A 15,873-nucleotide genomic window follows, 5' to 3' on the forward strand; every position below is an offset into this window, starting at 1 on the left:
AGTTGTCCACGCTTTCATGACCGCTTTCGCGCGGATCGCCGGCCATCGCCAGCCGGGCGGTCGGGTGCCCTACGATAAACATCTTCGGCAGCGTGCAACATGCCCCGAATAGAGCGGCCCCCTTTAGGGTCTCGACGAAAGGACGCACCATGGAACAGTTCGACGCAGCGATCATCGGGTTCGGAACGGCGGGCCTCGCCCTGGGCGGTGCGCTTGCCGACGATGGCCAGAACATCGTAGTCGTGGAGCAGTCCGACACCATGTACGGCGGCGCCTGCGTGAACAACGCATGCATCCCCACGAAGGCACTCGTGGAATCGGCACGACTGACCGCGGCCGTAGGCGGCTCTATCGTTGAACGCGAGGAGCGCTACACCGCGGCCGTCGACGACATGAAAGAACTGCGCTCCGCCTCGCGCGAACGCAACTACCGCGCGCTGGCCGATCGCGAGAACGTCGACGTCATCGACGGCCGCGCATCGTTCGCGAACGCCACGCACCTGACGGTGGCCACCGCGTCGGGCACGCGCAGCATCGAGGCGAAGCGCATCTTCATCGACACCGGCTCGCTGCCGAAGCTGCCTTCCATCCCCGGCATAGACAGCCCGCGCGTGTTCGTCAGCAGCTCGCTCATCGAGCTGCCCACCCTGCCGCGCCAGCTCGTCATCATCGGCGGCGGCTACGTCGGCCTCGAGTTCGCCTCGTTCTACACCGACTTCGGCGCACAGGTGACCATCCTACAAAACAGCGACGCCATCCTCGCCCACGAGGATCCCGAGACGGCCGAAGCCGTGCGGAGGAGCCTCGAAGACCGCGGCGTCACCATCGTGTACGACGCGCACGTGACGCACATCGACGACGAGCACGACCAGGTGCTGGTGTTCGCCCAGGTGAACGGCGAGGAGAAGCGCTATCCCGGCCATGCCGTGCTGGTCGCGGTCGGCCGCACCCCGAACACGACCGGCCTCAACCTGGAAGCCGCCGGCATCGAGCTGAACGACCGCGGCGGAATCAAGGTGGACGAGCACCTGCGCACCACGGCCGACAATGTCTGGGCCATGGGCGACGTGACGGGCGGCATGCAATTCACCTACATCGCCTACGACGACTTCCGCATCGTCGCATCCGACCTGCTGGGCGACGGATCGCGCACGACGAAGAACCGCGGCGCCATCCCTTATTGCACGTTCGTGCACCCGCCGTTCGCGCGCGTCGGCATGACCGCGGACGAGGCGCGCAAAGCCGGCTATTCCGTACAGGTATACAAACTGCCCGCTGAAAAAATCTCGCAAGCGCGCATCCTGCAAGACCCGGTGGGTCTGATGAAGGCCGTGGTAGACGCGAACTCAGGAGTGCTGCTGGGCATGGATCTGTTCTGCGAAGATGCGCAGGAGCTGGTGAACACCGTGAAACTGGTCATGGATGCACGCATTCCCGCCTCCGTGCTGCAGAGCGCCGTATTCACGCACCCGTCCATGACCGAGGCGTTCAACAACCTGTTCCTGCCTCAGAACATGCAGGAGTAGAAGCCGTCGTGGACACGAACCTCCTGACCGGATCGCCGCCTTTGACGGCAAGCTCGTTCGTCATCCAGCGCTCGAAGCCCGCATAGGCGGGCGCCTTGCGTCCTTTGAGGCTGACGAGGCAGATAGGCACGGAAACGGAATCCTTGGCCGCCATGGGTTTCAACTCGGTGAGGGGGTTGAACTGACCGAGCGCAGGAACGCCAACGGTGAGCGCCAACCCGTTCTCTCGCGTCAGATAGCGCTCGAACTGCGCGGCAGTAGTCGCGCTGACGAGAATATCGATCCCGCGCTCACGATAGAACTCCGCAACGGAATCGTTGAAGCGGTCGAAGTCTTCCGATATGGAGACGGGGTACGGCTTTATATCGTCCAAGCTGACAGTTTGATGCTGCGCCAAGGGGTGCCGATACGACATAATCACGCCCAGCATCACCTTGCCGAGATTCAGGCAATCCATATCGGGGTGACGGCATGCGCCAACCACGATAAGCGCATCCAGGTGTCCCGCCTGCAGCGCCCCGAAGCCGCGAAGCCCCGCCTCAAGCCGTATAGAGGTTTCGATGCCCGAGTTCTTGTAGACGAACGATGCAATGCTGGCGCATGCTTGCTCGTATCCATAGAGCGGAGACGCGCACAGCCCCAACCGCAACAACGGAGATTCGGCAGAGCGTCGTCTGTGCGCAAACGCCTCCAACTCGTCGAAGCTTCTCAGCACCGGCTCGGCTTTGACGTAGAAGGCCTTTCCGAACAGGGTGGGATGCACGCCGCGGCTTTCGCGCACGAACAGCTCGTTCTTCAGTTCTCGCTCCAGATCAGCGATAGCCTTCGAGACCGCTTGGACGGTTACGTACTGCTCCTTTGCGGCCGCTGACAAGCTGCCGCTCTGGAACACAGCGACGAAGTATCTTACTTGCTTGATATTCAAAAAGTCTACCTCGAACCTATCGCGCGCCGATCCTTTTTGAGATTCTACCGCGCTCCTAGGTCGTTGCATCCGAGACGCGCCCCGTTCAACTATCTTTTGAACAGCAGTTCCTGAGCACAAAACGCGCGAGAAGAGCGCCTCTGATCGCACGAAGGGCGCGCGTCGCTTACGGGCTTTGCGAAAGGGGCTCCATCGGCGCAAGCTGCGTCACAGCGCGTCGCAGGGACGGGTGGTTTTACGCGCTTTCCGCAAATCCCACCTCCTGCGGAAAAACCGAGTGGCGGAGGGGCGCACCCTCCGTCGCAGCACCTATAAAGACGCGAGCCGCTCGAGCGGCTCGCCGCAGGAGCCCGGCAGACTCGCATCCGCATCGATCCGACGGCGAACGGAGGAACGCCGTGGCAGAGATCGCGCGCTATGCACGATTTCAGGTGGTCGTTTTCGGAGGCGGAAAGGAAAAGCCCAGGTCGCGAGAAACGGCGGCGGCGGAGAATCGTGCATACCGTACGATCTCTGCCACGCGCGAGTCAACCGGAGGCGAGGCCCCCTCGAACGACCCGCCACCAGCTCGCCTTCAACCCGCCGGCGAGCCGTCGCCAGCAAGACCCCAAGCAACCCGCCGCCGACCCACCGCCGTCCCCAACGCGACCCCCCAAGCAACCCGCCACCAACGCAACACCCCTCCCCGCGAAGAAAGCATGTCGCTTGGGCGTGCCTTCGAGCGCCGCGCGACTGTTGGTGTAAGCTGCGTTAGGCAAGAACGGCGCCGTCATCGGGCTCCGGCTCTGCAGATCAAACCACCTCGCCCAAGGAGCACGCATGGCATCACCCGGGTTCCCCCTCCGCGCCGCCGCCGACGGCCCGCGCCGCATCGGCATGCCGCGCGCGCTGTTGCACTACCGCTACGGCACGCTGTGGACGACGTTCTTCGAGGCGCTGGGCTGCGACGTCGTGCTCAGCGACCCCACCGACCGCTCCACCGTGGCGCACGGGGACGCGCTGTCGAACGACGAGTGCTGCCTGGCCTCGAAGATCTACCTGGGACACGTGGCCTCGCTGGTGGATTCGGACGCGTGCGATGCCGTGTTCGTGCCCAGCATCGCCAACGTGGGACGACGGCGCGGGTTCTGCACGAAGTTCCAGGCGCTGCCCGACCTCGTGGCCAATACCTTCGCCGACCAGCGCATCGAAGTACTGTCGTGCCTGGTGAACGAGGTGGATGAACACAAAAGCATGAAAGACGCGCTCATCGAGCTGGCCACGCAGCGCTACACGGGCCCGCGCGAGGCGAAGCGCGCCTGGAAAGCGGCCGCCCGCGCGCAGGAGCAGGCCGAACGCGCCGCGACGTTGCGGCAAACGCGCGCCCTGTCCCAGCTGGAAGCCGCGCGGGCGGCGGCGCGGCGCCCCGAGGACGCACCGCTTGCCATCCTGCTGGCAGCGCACCCCTACCTCGCGCACGATGCGTTCATGGGCGGCGCGCTGACGGACCTGCTGGAAAGCATGAACGCCGTGGTGCTGTTCGCCGACGAGGCCGACCGTGAGCGCTCGCTGCAGGCCAGCTTCGACTTCTCCGACACGCTGCCGTGGATCGTGAACCGCGAGATCATCGGCGCCATCACGCAGCTGCACCACCGCGTGGACGGCATCGTGCTGGTCAGCGCGTTCCCCTGCGGGCCCGACTCCATGACCGACGCCGCCATCGTGCGCTGCATCCAGGGCAAGCCGGTGCTCAACCTCACCATCGACGCGCAAAGCGGCACCGCCGGGTTGGAGACGCGCGTCGAGAGCTTCATCGACATCCTGCGCTACCAGAAGAAAGGGGGCTACGTTGGCGCCTGAGACGAAACGCGACGCGGTGAACCCGCTGCACACCGACGGCGACCGCGAGGTGCGCGGCGCCCGCGTGGTGGTGGGCACGCGGCGCGGCCCGTTCAAGCTGCTGCCCTCGCTGCCGAAGAAGCCGCGCGCCAAGCGCGAACGCCACGCCCGCACGCGCGTGGCGTTCTTCCGCTACAGCTACTACGACATCGCGTTCAAATTCTTCGTCGAACACGTGCTGGACGCCGATTTCGTCGCACTGCCGAAGCCCACGAAGCGCACCATCGAGCTGGGCTCGCGCCACTCCAGCGACATGGTGTGCGCGCCGTTCAAGCACATCCTGGGCGACTACATCGAGGCGCTGGAGCTGGGCGCCGACGTGCTGGTGCAGTTCGCCGGGCCCTGCCGCCTGGGGTATTACGGCGAGCTGCAGCAATCCATCATGCGCGATCTGGGCTACGAGTTCGACATGCTGAACTTCGCCATGCTCACCGGCAAGCCCCTGACCGAGTACATCTCGGTATGCAAGAAGAAGGTGAACCCAGACCTGTCGGTGCCGCATGGCGTGCGTAACATGCTGGCCGTGTTTAAAATGATCGAGCACCTGGACGAAGTGAACGATTTCTACCTGGCGAACGCCGGGTTCGAAGCCGAGCCCGGGTCGTTCGAGCGCGCGCGGGAGGCGTACTTCGCCGACATGCGCGCGGCCACGAACGAGCGCGAGATCGCCGAAGCGCAGCGGAAGGGCCTCGATGCGTTGCGCGCGCTGCCGCAGCATCGCCCCGCCCGCCCCTTGCGCGTGGGCATCGTGGGCGAGTACTTCACCGCAGCCGACCCAGCCAGCAACCTTGATCTGGAGCGCAAGTTCCTGGACATGGGCGTGGAACTGCACCGAGCGCTGAACATGACGAACCGCAACCTGCGCTACAACGAGAAGAACCTGCGCGCCGGCATCTCGGAGTACGTGCAGTACGACATGGGCCCCACGTCCAGCATGACCATCGCGGCCGCGCGCAAGTACGCGCAGGAAGGGTTCGACGGCATCGTGCACCTCAAGTCGTCGGGCTGCACGCCCGAGGTCGACTGCATGCCCGTGCTGCAGCGCATCAGCCGCGACACCGGCGTGCCCGTGCTGTACCTCAGCTACGACTCGCAGACCAGCGACACCGGTTTGGACACGCGCCTCGAAGCGTTCTACGACATGATCGCCATGAAGAAGGAGAAGACGGCCCGATGACCGAAGCAAGGGAAACTCACACGACCGCCAACGCCAGCGAGGGACGCCCCGTCCCGTCAGGGCGAACGGACTGCTACCTCGGCATCGACATCGGGTCGATTTCCACGAAGGGCGTGATCATCGACGCCGACCGGCGCATCATCGCGCGCACGTACCTGTGGACCGAGGGCAACCCGGCCGATGCCGCGCGCCGCGTGGTGGCCGACCTGGGCTCGCAGGTGGATCGCGACGCGGTGCGCGTGCGCGCCGTGGGCACCACCGGCAGCGCGCGGCGGCTGGTGGGCGCCATGTGCGGCGCCACCGTGGTGAAGAACGAGATCACGGCGCACGCGGTGGGCACGACGTTTTTGCATCCCGACGTGCGCACCATCCTGGAGATCGGCGGCCAGGACTCGAAAATCATCTGCGTGGAGAGCGGCATCGCCGTGGACTACGCCATGAACACGCTGTGCGCGGCGGGCACGGGCGCATTCCTGTCGAGCCAGGCGCATCGGCTGGGCGTGGAGGTGGAAGAGTTCGGCGACATCGCGCTGACCTCGAAGAAGCCCGCGAACATCGCGGCGCGTTGCACCGTGTTCGCCGAGAGCGACCTCGTACATAAGATCCAGGTGGGCTACGCGCGCGAGGACATCATCGCCGGCCTGTGCCGCGCGGTGGCCACGAACTACCTGAACAACGTGGGCAAAGGCAAGCAGATCGCCGCGCCCGTGGTGTTCCAGGGCGGCGTGAGCAAGAACGCCGGCGTGGTGCAGGCGTTCCGCGACGAGCTGGGCATGGACGTGGTCGTGGACGAGGACGGCCACCTCATGGGCGCGTTCGGCGTGGCGCTGCTGGCCGCCGAGGCCGCTCCGCGCGCCGGGGAGCCCGGCGACGGCGAGGCGTTCGACTTCGACGCGTTGCGCACGTTCGAGTTCGTCACCCGCGAGGTGGAGTGCCAGAAGTGCGCGAACCACTGCGAGATCATCTGCGTCTACCGCGACGGGAAGATCATCGACTCCTGGGGCAACCGCTGTGACAAAGGCGCCGTGAAGGCCGGGTAAGCGCCGCAACGCCATGCGGACGCGCTGCGGCGAGCTTGCGCCATCTCCACCAACTCGTCCCAAATCGCATCAGGACCATGATGGGCAAATATCTGTAGCATAACTATAGCTAGATTTATAGCTATAGTTATGCTATTTTTGATTCAGCCGATCGAAAGGAGACGCTATGTCCATCACAAATACCGTGAGCGTATCGGAAGCTCGAGCGAACTTCACCAAAATTGGCCGCCAAGTAAGCGAAACGCGCAAGTCGGTCACCGTTTTCAAGGGTTCAACGCCCTATTTGGTCATAAGCCCCGCCCCTCTTGCCAAGGAGCCCAACGAGGAAACCCTCGAAGCGTTCCGAGAGTTGGAGGAGATAAGAAAAGATCCCTCGCACAGGACGCACGAAGACGCAGATGAGCTCTTCGCTGCCTTAGGGATATAAATGTATCGCTCCATCAACTCCCCGGCATTCGAGCGCGATGTCAAAAAATGCATGAAGAAGCACTGGGACATGGGGTCTTTCAAGGCGGCTATATCCGCCATTCTTCATTCCGACGAGGAACCCATACCTTTGAAATACAACGACCACGCTTTAAGCGGCAACCTCCAAGGAAAACGAGAGCTTCACGTCAAAGGACGAACCAGTGACTGGTTGATCATGTACGAGATAGTCGATGGCGTGGTCGGCTTCGCGCGAACCGGCGGTCACGACGACCTCTTCTGAGCCGTCGCCCTAGCCCTGCCCGAACTGGAAGCCGGGGTACAGCGTCATGCCGCCGTCGACGAACAGGGTGGTGCCGGTCACGTAGCTGGCCTGGTCGGACGCGAGCCAGGCCGCGGCGGCGGCCACGTCTTCGGGGGCGCCCACGTACCCCATCGGGATGAGCCGTTCGGTTGCGGCGCGCGCTTCGGGATCGGCGAACTTCTCCGCGTTGATGGGCGTGTTCATGGCTCCGGGCGCGATGGCGTTCACGCGGATGCCGCGGTCGGCGTACTCGAGCGCCAGCGTCTTCGTCAGCATGCCGACTCCTGCCTTGCTGGCCGCATAGTCGGCGAAATGCGGCCACGGAATGATCTCGTGCACCGACGACAGGTTGATGATGACGCCGGGCATCTTGCGATCCAGAAAGTGATCGATGGCGCGGCGGCAGCCCGCGAACACGCCGGTCAGGTTCACGTCGATGACGCGCTGCCATTCCTCGATGGACTTCCGATCGGACGGCGAAGCCACCTCGATGCCCGCGTTGTTCACCCAGATGTCCACGCCGCCGAACGAGAACATCGCAGCGTCGAACAGGGCGTCCACGCACTCGTTCTTGCTCACGTCGGCCTGCACCGCGGCCGCCGCTCCGCCCGCTTCCTCGATGGCTCGCACCGTTTCGCGCGCGCCCTCTTCGTCGGAGCGGTAGTTCGCCACCACGTTCATGCCCTCGGCGCCGAAGCGCCGCGCCATGGCGGCGCCCAGCCCCTTCGAGCTGCCCGTCACCACCACCGTCTTGCCCTTGAGATCGTCGTACATGGGAGCCTTCTTTCCGCGCAGGGTCGTCGTATCATCCCGCGACCATAACGCACCCGGTCGCGTCCCAAGCCGCCCGAGCCCCCGCCGTCGCCCGCCCGTGGCGGACGCGTTACGCTTGCTTTGACGATGCCGGTTCAAACTACGTCGCCCTCCCTAAATCGCATGGAACTTGCGATGCGGGGCGGGGGTTCCTTCGGGATACTGGACGGCGTACCCGAAGGAAAGGAACCGGCATGCTCGTTGAATTCAAGGGGATGTTCCCCGACGTGGAGAAAGCCGCGTTCATCGCGCCGAATGCGGCGATCTGCGGCGACGTGGCGATGGACGAGGGCAGCTCGGTGTGATTCAGCGCCGTCATCCGCGGCGAAGTGGCGCCCATCCGCATTGGCAAGAACAGCAACGTGCAGGACAACGCCATGCTGCACAGCGACTACGACTGCCCCGTCACGCTGGGCGATCGCGTGTCGGTGGGCCACAATGCCATCGTGCACGGCGCCACCATCGAGGACGATGTGACCGTGGGCATGCACGCCACCGTGATGAACGGCGCCGTGATCGGTGCGGGATCGATGGTCGCGGCCGGCGCGCTGGTGAAGGAGCGCTCCGTGATCCCGCCGTGCTCGCTGGTCGTGGGCGTGCCCGGCAAGGTGATCCGCACGCTCGACGCCCAGACGGTGGCCCGCAACATCGAGCACTCCCAAGAAGCCTACATAGCCGACGCCCAAGAATACGCCCGCGCCCGCATGGTGGGGTAGGAAACATCGGGGATGGCGATGGGATTCTATGCCTTGCCGGACGCAACGAATCCCAGTATGCCTACTCCCACTTGAAGAAACGCACGGCGATCACGGTGCATACCGCGGCCCACACCGCCATGATCGCCACCGGCACGACGGCCTGGTCGACGGGCAGTCCGAGCGACGTGGCTTTCAGCAGCTTCACGCCCTGGGTGAGCGGCAGCAGGTCGGCCCCGCGCTGCACGGCCGTGGGCATCATCTCGTAGGGCAGCGTCGTCCCCGACAGCAGCAGCATGGGGAAGTACAGGAGGCTTGCCAGCACGCCCGCGACTTTCTCGTTCGGCGCGAGGCCGCCCACCATCATGCCGAGCGCCAGCATAGCCGCCAGCACCAACACGTACGACCCGACGAACGCCGGCCACGACCCGGTGAACGCGTAGCCGAAGAACAGCGCCGCCACCCCGAACACGAGCACGGCCGAGATCAGCGCGTACACGGTGTAGATGGCCACCTGCACCGCCAGAATGGTGTGCACGCTGACGGGCGTCACGAAGTAGCGCTTGAGAATCTTGCGGTGCCGGTAGTTCGACACCACGAGCGGCAGGCCCATCGCGCCGCCGGCGCAGATGCCGATGGCAGACACCGCGCCCACCGATTGCGCCACGAACGTGTAGCTCGCGCCCTCGTAGGCAGGCTGATCGCCGAACATCATGCCGACGACCAACATCACCACCACAGGCATGATCACGGCGAAGATGGGCATGTTCATGTCGCGCAGCGACAGGCGGAACTCGACTCGGAACAGGGTGCTAAAGGCTTTCATGGGCGCCTCCCTCGGAGAAATGGGCGGTTGCGGCAGGCTCGGCAGCTTCCACGGACTCAGCGTGTTCGGCAGGTTCCGCGTACGCAAGGTACGCGTCCTCGAAGCTGGCGAACGGACCGGACGCCACAGCTTCGGCAACGGTGCCTTCGAAGACGATGCGCCCCTTGCGCAGAATGATGACGCGATCGCACAGCGCTTCCACCTCATCCATGAAGTGGCTGGTCAACACGATGGTCATACCCTGCTGGCGCATCTCGTCCAACAGATTCCACACGTCGCGGCGGGCTTTCACGTCCAGCCCCGTGGTCAGCTCGTCGAGAAACACCACCTCAGGACGCGGGATGAGCGCCAGCACCACGAACAGGCGCTGGCGCTGGCCGCCCGACAGCGACTCGACGGCTTGCTTGCGCACCTCGGTCAGGCTGAATCGCGCGAGCAGCTTCGCCGGGTCGTCGGCTTCGCGATACAGCGCGCGCGTTGCGCGGCACAGCTCGTCCACCGTAATCTTGTCCTGGTAGCGCGCTTCTTGGAACTGCACGCCCACCCGCTGGAACAGCTCCTTGCGCCGGGTTCGCGGATCCAAGCCCAAGATCGTGACGCTCCCCGCGTCGGGGCGACTCACGCCCAGCAGGCATTCCAGCGTCGTGGTCTTCCCCGCTCCGTTCGCACCCAGCAGCCCGAACGTCTCGCCGATGGCCACGTCGAAGCCGATCCCGTCCACCGCAGGCACGCCTCCGTACGTTTTCACCAGATCACGTACGTGTACAACGTCGTTCATACGTCCTCCTATCTTTCGGTCGCCGAAGATACTAGAAGACGCGCCAACTCTGGTGGCAAAGTGGAGGGTTTGTTCAGGCGAGTTTTTTCATGCGCTCGAGCAGCTCGATCATCTCGAAGGCGTTGCGCTCCGCCGCATCGAGCGACGTCAGCAAACGATCGCATACCGACAGGATGTCATCGTCGGGATCGGGATGGTCCAGCACGTGTCCGATGTCGGCGGTCGCATCGCGGTCAAGCGCGTCGAGCAGCCGCAGGATGGCGGCCAGCGAATAGTTCGCGGCACGCAGCGCGCGGATGATGGCCAGGCGGTCGAGGTCGGCGGCGCTGTACACGCGATAGCCGTTCTGCTTGCGCTTGACCTGCAACAGGCCGTTCATCTCCCAATTGCGCAGCGCATCGATGGTGGTGTCCAGCTGGTCAGCCGCCTCCTTGCGCGTCAGCATAAGCCGTTCGGCGCGTGCGGAACCGTCAGAGCGCGAGAGCAGATCGCGCACGTGGCGCAGGGCATCCTCGGCGGCACAACGCTCGCGCCGCAGGTGGTCGATACGCTGCCGAGCCAGCGAGATCGCCTCGTCGTAGCGCTGGCTCGCCATCGTTTCGACGATGGCGAGCACCTCCCGGCGCAGACCGTTCTGCACCAGCTCGACGTTGAGCGCAGCGCGCACGAGCCGCACCTGCAGCAGATGCAGGTCCGTGAACACGCGATAGCCGTTCGCAAGGCGCTCGGGCGCGGTGATGAACCCGATGCGCTCGTAGAGGCGCACCGTGTTCGGGTGGATGCCGACGGCGCTCGCGATGCGCGAGGTGGTGTAAGTGCGAGGCTGGTCCATGCGCCGAGTATAGCCGACGAGCGCCGCTCGCGGACGCTCGAAATCGGGGATTCCGGCTCGCGCACCTCGCACGGTATACTGAACGAACCGCGTTTTCGCGCTCGTTTCGAGGAGGCACCCATGACGCACCTGCCCGCTCCCCATCGGATAACCCGCCGATCGTTCTGCACGCTGTCCGCCGTTGCGCTGGCCTCGCTCGCGCTTCCCGCCCGCCGCGCGTTCGGCGATGAAGCGGCAACCGCCGCCACTGCGACGCAGCCCGGCGCCATCGTCATCGTGCACACGAACGACGTGCACTGCGCCGTGGACGACAACCTGGGATACGCGAAGCTCGTCAACTACGCAAAAACCATGCGCTCGACCTACGGCGCGGACAACGTGACGCTTGTGGACGCGGGCGATGCCGTGCAGGGCAAGGCCATGGGCACGCTGACCGACGGCGAGTACCTCGTCGACATCATGAACGAGTGCGGCTACGACTTCGCCATCCCCGGCAACCACGAGTTCGACTACGGGATGGCCCAGTTCAACACGCTAGTCGCCCGCGCGAACGCGAAGTACCTGTCCTGCAACTTCACCGACCTGCGCACGGGCAACCTCATGTTCGACGCGTACGCCATGCGCGAATACGGCACGGGCGCCGACACTAAAAAGGTCGCGTTCCTGGGCATCTGCACGCCCGAGTCGCTGACGAAGTCCTCCCCCGCCCACTTCCAGGAAGGCGGAACCTACCGTTACGGCTTTTGCGAGGACGACTCCGGCGCGAAGCTGTACGACGCCGTGCAGCGCGCCGTCGACCAAGCGCGCGCCGACGGTGCCGACTACGTGGTGGCGCTGGCGCACCTGGGCCAAGGCGGCGTGACCCCGCGCTGGACCAGCGCGGCCGTGGCGGCGAACACGAGCGGCATCGACGTGATCATCGACGGCCATTCGCACGAGCTGTACGTTCAGACCCCGCTCAACAAGAACGGCCAACCGGTGCTGGTCACGCAGACGGGCACCCAGCTGGTGGGCATCGGCCAGGTGGTCATCAACCCCGCGACCGGAACCATCGCCGCCTACGCGTCGGACGGCACCGAAACCGTCACCGCATCCACGACGAACGGCACCGCCAGCATCATCAAGGCTTGGGACGGCGTCGATGCCGACACGGCCGCCTGCATCGCAGGGCTGCAAGCGGATCTCGCGAAGATCACCGGGCGCGTCATCGGGCGCTCGGACGTGCGCTTGGTCGCCCTCGAGGACGACGACTACACCTGGGCCGTTCGCGCGCACGAGACGAACCTCGGCGACTTCGTGGCCGATGCGTACCTCGCGCTGGCATGGCATGGCGGCATCATGGCCGATATCGGACTCGTGAACGGCGGCGGCATCCGCGCGAACATCGAGCCGGGCGACGTGACGTACGGCGACCTCATCAACGTGCAGCCCTACAACAACCAGCTGTGCTACGTGGACACCCTCGGCCAGAACATCCTCGACGCGCTGGAGGCGGGCGTTGCGAACCTTCCGAATCCCAGCGGAGGCCTGCAGCACGTGTCGGGGCTCGCATACACCGTGCGCACGGACATTCCGTCGTCGGTGCAGATGCCGGGTGGGAAATTCGGCGGCGTGACGGGCGAGTACCGCGTCCGCGACGTGCTGGTGAACGGCGAGCCCCTCGACGTGAACCGGCGCTACAAGCTGGTGTCGCACACGTTTTTGCTGGTGGAGGGCGGCGACGGCCTCACCATGTTCATGAACGACGAAGCCGTGCTGCTGGATTTGGACAACAAGGCGCTCATCGAGTACATCCAGTACGATTTGAAGGGAACGATCGGCGGCGAATACGCCGATCCGGACGGCCAAGGGCGCATCGTGATCAAGAACGGCCCCGATCCCGAGCCCGAGCCGCTGCCTACGCCCGAGCCAGCCGACGAGCCCGCCCCGGGCTCCGGCGGCAAGCCGCTCGCCAGCACGGGCGACCCCTTGGGAACTGCAGTCGTCGGAGCCGCCGCGGTCGCCGCAGCCGCGGGAGCCGTCGCCGTAAGCGCGCGACGCTAAGCGTTTCCTTCCAGGCCACGCAGGAAAGATTGGGCGCAAATCCGCAGCCATGACAATTTCGGACGGGTTTTCGAGCGATCTTTCTTGCGGAATCAGAAGAGTCTCGAACATAAGCCCAGGTCGCTGCTTCTCATAGGCCAGAACAACCCGGGTTCGCCATGGCGAACTTTGCCCCCTGGCTCCCCATTTGCGCCCAGCCCTAAGGCCGAAGCGCCCCCGCAGGCAGCCGCCTCCTGCCGCAGGGGGTGATTAACGCGAAGCATCCGCGCCCCGCACAGCAAAACGAGGGGCGCTCGCCAAACACGAGCGCCCCTCAGCTAACTTACGCCATCAGACTCCGCGGCGCACGGGCTTCCCGAGCCGCACGAAGGCGCGGCTCCAAGGCAGCCAACAGTACGAGCCGCCCCGGCGGCTGACAAGCCGCCGGAGCTGAATTACGCCATCAGCTTCGTGACGGCGTTCGCATACGCTACCGGATCCTCGATGGGCAGGCCCTCAACCAGCAGCGCCTGGTTGTACAGCAGCTCGGCGTACAGCTTCACCTTGTCGGCGTCGCCGGCTTCCTGCGCGGCGCGCAGCACGTCGAACACCGCGTGCTTCGCGTTCACTTCCAGCACGCGCTCAGACTTGATGCCCTCGCCGCCGTCGGGCATCTGCGCCATGATGCGCTCCATCTCCAGCGACACCGGACCAGCCGCGGTGATGCAGGCGGGCGCATCGGTCAGGCGCGACGACACCGCCACCTTCGTCACCGAGTCGCCCAGCGCGTCCTTCATAGCGGCGAACAGGGCCTCGTTGTCCTTCGTCGTCTCTTCGGCTTCCTTCTTCTCCTCTTCGGAGGCCAAATCGAGGTCGCCCGACGCCACGTTCTTCAGCTCGAACGGCTCCGGCGCATCCTCGCCGTCGGCCGCGGGCGCACCGTACGTCATCATCGACTGGAAGCAGAACTCGTCCACGTCCTTCGTGCACAGCAGCACGTCGTAGCCCTTCCCCAGCACCGTCTTCACGATGGGCATCTTGGCCAGGCGCTCGACGCTCTCGCCGGCGGCGTAGTAGATGGCCTTCTGGTCGGCCGGCGCGGCTTCCAGGTACTCGTCCAGCGTGACCAGCTTCTCCTGCTTGGCCGAGTAGAACAGTAGCAGGTCGGCCAGCTGATCCTTCAGCATGCCGTAGCTGTTGTAGATTCCGAACTCCAGGCCGCGGCCGAAGTTCTCGAAGAACTTCTCGTACTCCTCGCGATCGTTGTCGCGCATCTTCTTCAGCTCGGACGTGATCTTCTTCTCGATCTTCTTCGCGATGGCGCGCAGCTGACTGTTGTGCTGCAGCGTCTCGCGGCTGATGTTCAGCTGCAGGTCCTGGCTGTCCACCACGCCGCGCACGAAGTTGAAGTGGTCGGGCAGCAGCTCCTCGCACTTCTCCATGATCAGCACGTTGGAGCTGTACAGCGCCAGGCCCTTCTTGAAGTCCTTGCTGTACAGGTCGTACGGAGCGCGGCCGGGGATGAACAGCAACGCGTCGTAGCTGAGCGCGCCCTCGGCGTGGATGCTGAACGTGCGCGCCGGGTCGGTGAAGTCGTGGAAGTCGGTCTTGTAGAACTCGTTGTACTCCTCGTCGGTGACCTCGGACTTGCTGCGCTTCCAGATGGGAATCATCGAGTTGATGGTCTCCACCTCGGTGTAATCCTCGTACTCGGGCGTGTAGTCGTCGCCGGCGTCCTCCGGCTTGGGCAGCTCGCGCGTCTTCGACACTTCCATCTGCACGGGATAGCGCACGTAGTTGCTGTAGCGCTTGATGAGGTTCTTCAGGCCGAACTCGCTGAGGAACGTGTCGTAGTTGTCGTCGTCAGTGTTGTCCTTCAGCGTGAGGATGACGTCGGTGCCGTGGCCCTCGCGCTGGGCCTCCTCGATGGTGTAGCCCTCCACGCCGTCGCTTTCCCAGGCCCAGGCCTCGTCGCTGCCGTACGCCTTCGACACGACGCGCACCTTGGACGCCACCATGAACGCGGAGTAGAAGCCCACGCCGAACTGGCCGATGATGTCCACGTCGTCGCCCTGGGCGTCGGCGTTGTCGGCCTTGAACTCCATGCTGTCGGAGTGCGCGATGGTGCCCAGGTTGCGGTCGAGCTCGTCCTTCGTCATGCCCAGGCCGCTGTCCGACACGGTGACGGTGCGCGCGTCCTTGTCGAACGCCACGCGGATGCCCAGCTCGTCCTTGCTCAGCTGGATGTCCTTGTCGGTGAGGCTGCGGAAGTACAGCTTGTCCACCGCGTCCGACGCGTTCGAGATGAGCTCGCGCAGGAAGATCTCGCGGTTCGTGTAGATGGAGTTGATCATGAGGTCGAGCAGCTTCTTGCTCTCGGTTTTGAACTTGCGCATAGTTGGCGTCGCTCTCCTTTTCGTACCTGCCGGTCTGCCCGTTTAGCAGTCTCGGACTTCGAGTGCTAAACGGGATTTTAGTACGACGCCGTGCGATGTCAAGCGGAACGCGCCCCGATTGCAGAACACGCGCACAGGCGACCGGCGACGCGCCGCCGGATGCCGCACGCGGCAGCGGCCGCCGCATGTGCGCCGGCCGAGCACGCGACCCCGGCCGCCGCGCGCCGGCCCACGC

The 15,873-nt window shown here is 64.9% G+C and carries 14 protein-coding genes; 8 read left to right on the top strand and 6 right to left on the bottom strand.

Annotation, left to right across the window (positions count from 1 at the left end; translation table 11 throughout):
• Nucleotides 1-149 precede the first annotated feature (149 nt).
• Nucleotides 150-1,526, top strand: a complete 1,377-nt coding sequence (locus tag GT613_RS10180; RefSeq protein ID WP_009305781.1) for an FAD-dependent oxidoreductase — start codon at nt 150-152, stop codon at nt 1,524-1,526.
• Here GT613_RS10180 and GT613_RS10185 read toward each other — a convergent pair.
• The gene (locus GT613_RS10185) at nt 1,489-2,601 is read right to left on the bottom strand and encodes a LysR family transcriptional regulator (protein ID WP_226844521.1); all 1,113 of its coding nucleotides are present in this window, start codon (nt 2,599-2,601) and stop codon (nt 1,489-1,491) included. The genes GT613_RS10180 and GT613_RS10185 overlap by 38 nt on opposite strands.
• 669 nt (nt 2,602-3,270) lie before the next feature.
• Here GT613_RS10185 and GT613_RS10190 point away from each other — a divergent pair.
• The 5 genes from GT613_RS10190 (at nt 3,271) to GT613_RS10210 (ending at nt 7,255) form a co-directional block, all read left to right on the top strand.
• The gene (locus GT613_RS10190; protein ID WP_161172606.1) at nt 3,271-4,290 is read left to right on the top strand and encodes an acyl-CoA dehydratase activase-related protein; all 1,020 of its coding nucleotides are present in this window, start codon (nt 3,271-3,273) and stop codon (nt 4,288-4,290) included.
• Nucleotides 4,280-5,506, top strand: coding sequence for a 2-hydroxyacyl-CoA dehydratase (locus tag GT613_RS10195; RefSeq protein WP_035578732.1), 1,227 nt, complete (start codon nt 4,280-4,282; stop codon nt 5,504-5,506). Before GT613_RS10190 ends, GT613_RS10195 begins: the two co-directional genes overlap by 11 nt.
• Nucleotides 5,503-6,546 carry an acyl-CoA dehydratase activase gene (locus GT613_RS10200; RefSeq protein WP_009305777.1) on the top strand — a complete coding sequence of 348 codons (1,044 nt, stop codon included), beginning with the start codon at nt 5,503-5,505 and terminating at the stop codon, nt 6,544-6,546. The genes GT613_RS10195 and GT613_RS10200 overlap by 4 nt, the downstream gene beginning before the upstream one ends.
• A gap of 166 nt (nt 6,547-6,712) precedes the next feature.
• Nucleotides 6,713-6,973, top strand: a complete 261-nt coding sequence (locus tag GT613_RS10205; RefSeq protein WP_015759879.1) for a prevent-host-death family protein — start codon at nt 6,713-6,715, stop codon at nt 6,971-6,973.
• Nucleotides 6,974-7,255 carry a type II toxin-antitoxin system YafQ family toxin gene (locus tag GT613_RS10210; RefSeq protein ID WP_015759878.1) on the top strand — a complete coding sequence of 94 codons (282 nt, stop codon included), beginning with the start codon at nt 6,974-6,976 and terminating at the stop codon, nt 7,253-7,255.
• 9 nt (nt 7,256-7,264) lie between these two features.
• Here GT613_RS10210 and GT613_RS10215 read toward each other — a convergent pair whose 3' ends face one another.
• Nucleotides 7,265-8,050 (bottom strand): glucose 1-dehydrogenase, encoded by a 786-nt coding sequence (locus tag GT613_RS10215; protein WP_015759877.1) that lies wholly within the window; start codon nt 8,048-8,050, stop codon nt 7,265-7,267.
• 401 nt (nt 8,051-8,451) lie between these two features.
• Between GT613_RS10215 and GT613_RS15515 the strand changes: the two genes are divergently transcribed.
• Complete coding sequence (locus GT613_RS15515) at nt 8,452-8,805, top strand: gamma carbonic anhydrase family protein (RefSeq protein ID WP_287636933.1); 354 nt, start codon at nt 8,452-8,454, stop codon at nt 8,803-8,805.
• A gap of 61 nt (nt 8,806-8,866) precedes the next feature.
• Here the strand turns inward: GT613_RS15515 and GT613_RS10225 are convergent, their stop codons facing one another.
• The 3 genes from GT613_RS10225 to GT613_RS10235 all read right to left on the bottom strand — a co-directional run bounded on the left by GT613_RS10225 (nt 8,867) and on the right by GT613_RS10235 (nt 11,220).
• The gene (locus GT613_RS10225; protein ID WP_015759875.1) at nt 8,867-9,610 is read right to left on the bottom strand and encodes an ABC transporter permease; all 744 of its coding nucleotides are present in this window, start codon (nt 9,608-9,610) and stop codon (nt 8,867-8,869) included.
• Complete coding sequence (locus GT613_RS10230; protein ID WP_035584338.1) at nt 9,597-10,388, bottom strand: ABC transporter ATP-binding protein; 792 nt, start codon at nt 10,386-10,388, stop codon at nt 9,597-9,599. Before GT613_RS10230 ends, GT613_RS10225 begins: the two co-directional genes overlap by 14 nt.
• Before the next feature lie 73 nt (nt 10,389-10,461).
• Complete coding sequence (locus GT613_RS10235) at nt 10,462-11,220, bottom strand: MerR family transcriptional regulator (protein WP_015759873.1); 759 nt, start codon at nt 11,218-11,220, stop codon at nt 10,462-10,464.
• A gap of 120 nt (nt 11,221-11,340) precedes the next feature.
• Here GT613_RS10235 and GT613_RS10240 point away from each other — a divergent pair, with 120 nt between their 5' ends.
• Nucleotides 11,341-13,263: a bifunctional UDP-sugar hydrolase/5'-nucleotidase gene (locus GT613_RS10240; RefSeq protein WP_161172607.1), complete on the top strand. Its 1,923-nt coding sequence runs from the start codon at nt 11,341-11,343 to the stop codon at nt 13,261-13,263.
• 434 nt (nt 13,264-13,697) lie between these two features.
• Here GT613_RS10240 and htpG read toward each other — a convergent pair whose 3' ends face one another.
• Nucleotides 13,698-15,638: a molecular chaperone HtpG gene (gene htpG / locus GT613_RS10245; protein ID WP_009608147.1), complete on the bottom strand. Its 1,941-nt coding sequence runs from the start codon at nt 15,636-15,638 to the stop codon at nt 13,698-13,700.
• Nucleotides 15,639-15,873 lie beyond the last annotated feature (235 nt).

Origin of the sequence: Eggerthella sp. BIOML-A4 (assembly GCF_009875575.1) — a bacterium.
Taxonomy (GTDB): Bacteria; Actinomycetota; Coriobacteriia; order Coriobacteriales; family Eggerthellaceae; genus Eggerthella; species Eggerthella lenta.

Coding starts and splice junctions, on each gene's coding strand:
- GT613_RS10180 (WP_009305781.1), top strand. CDS start 150: ATGGAACAGTTCGACGCAGCGATCATCGGGTTCGGAACGGCGGGCCTC.
- GT613_RS10190 (WP_161172606.1), top strand. CDS start 3,271: ATGGCATCACCCGGGTTCCCCCTCCGCGCCGCCGCCGACGGCCCGCGC.
- GT613_RS10200 (WP_009305777.1), top strand. CDS start 5,503: ATGACCGAAGCAAGGGAAACTCACACGACCGCCAACGCCAGCGAGGGA.
- GT613_RS10205 (WP_015759879.1), top strand. CDS start 6,713: ATGTCCATCACAAATACCGTGAGCGTATCGGAAGCTCGAGCGAACTTC.
- GT613_RS10210 (WP_015759878.1), top strand. CDS start 6,974: ATGTATCGCTCCATCAACTCCCCGGCATTCGAGCGCGATGTCAAAAAA.
- GT613_RS10215 (WP_015759877.1), bottom strand. CDS start 8,050: ATGTACGACGATCTCAAGGGCAAGACGGTGGTGGTGACGGGCAGCTCG.
- GT613_RS10225 (WP_015759875.1), bottom strand. CDS start 9,610: ATGAAAGCCTTTAGCACCCTGTTCCGAGTCGAGTTCCGCCTGTCGCTG.
- GT613_RS10230 (WP_035584338.1), bottom strand. CDS start 10,388: ATGAACGACGTTGTACACGTACGTGATCTGGTGAAAACGTACGGAGGC.
- GT613_RS10235 (WP_015759873.1), bottom strand. CDS start 11,220: ATGGACCAGCCTCGCACTTACACCACCTCGCGCATCGCGAGCGCCGTC.
- GT613_RS10240 (WP_161172607.1), top strand. CDS start 11,341: ATGACGCACCTGCCCGCTCCCCATCGGATAACCCGCCGATCGTTCTGC.
- htpG (WP_009608147.1), bottom strand. CDS start 15,638: ATGCGCAAGTTCAAAACCGAGAGCAAGAAGCTGCTCGACCTCATGATC.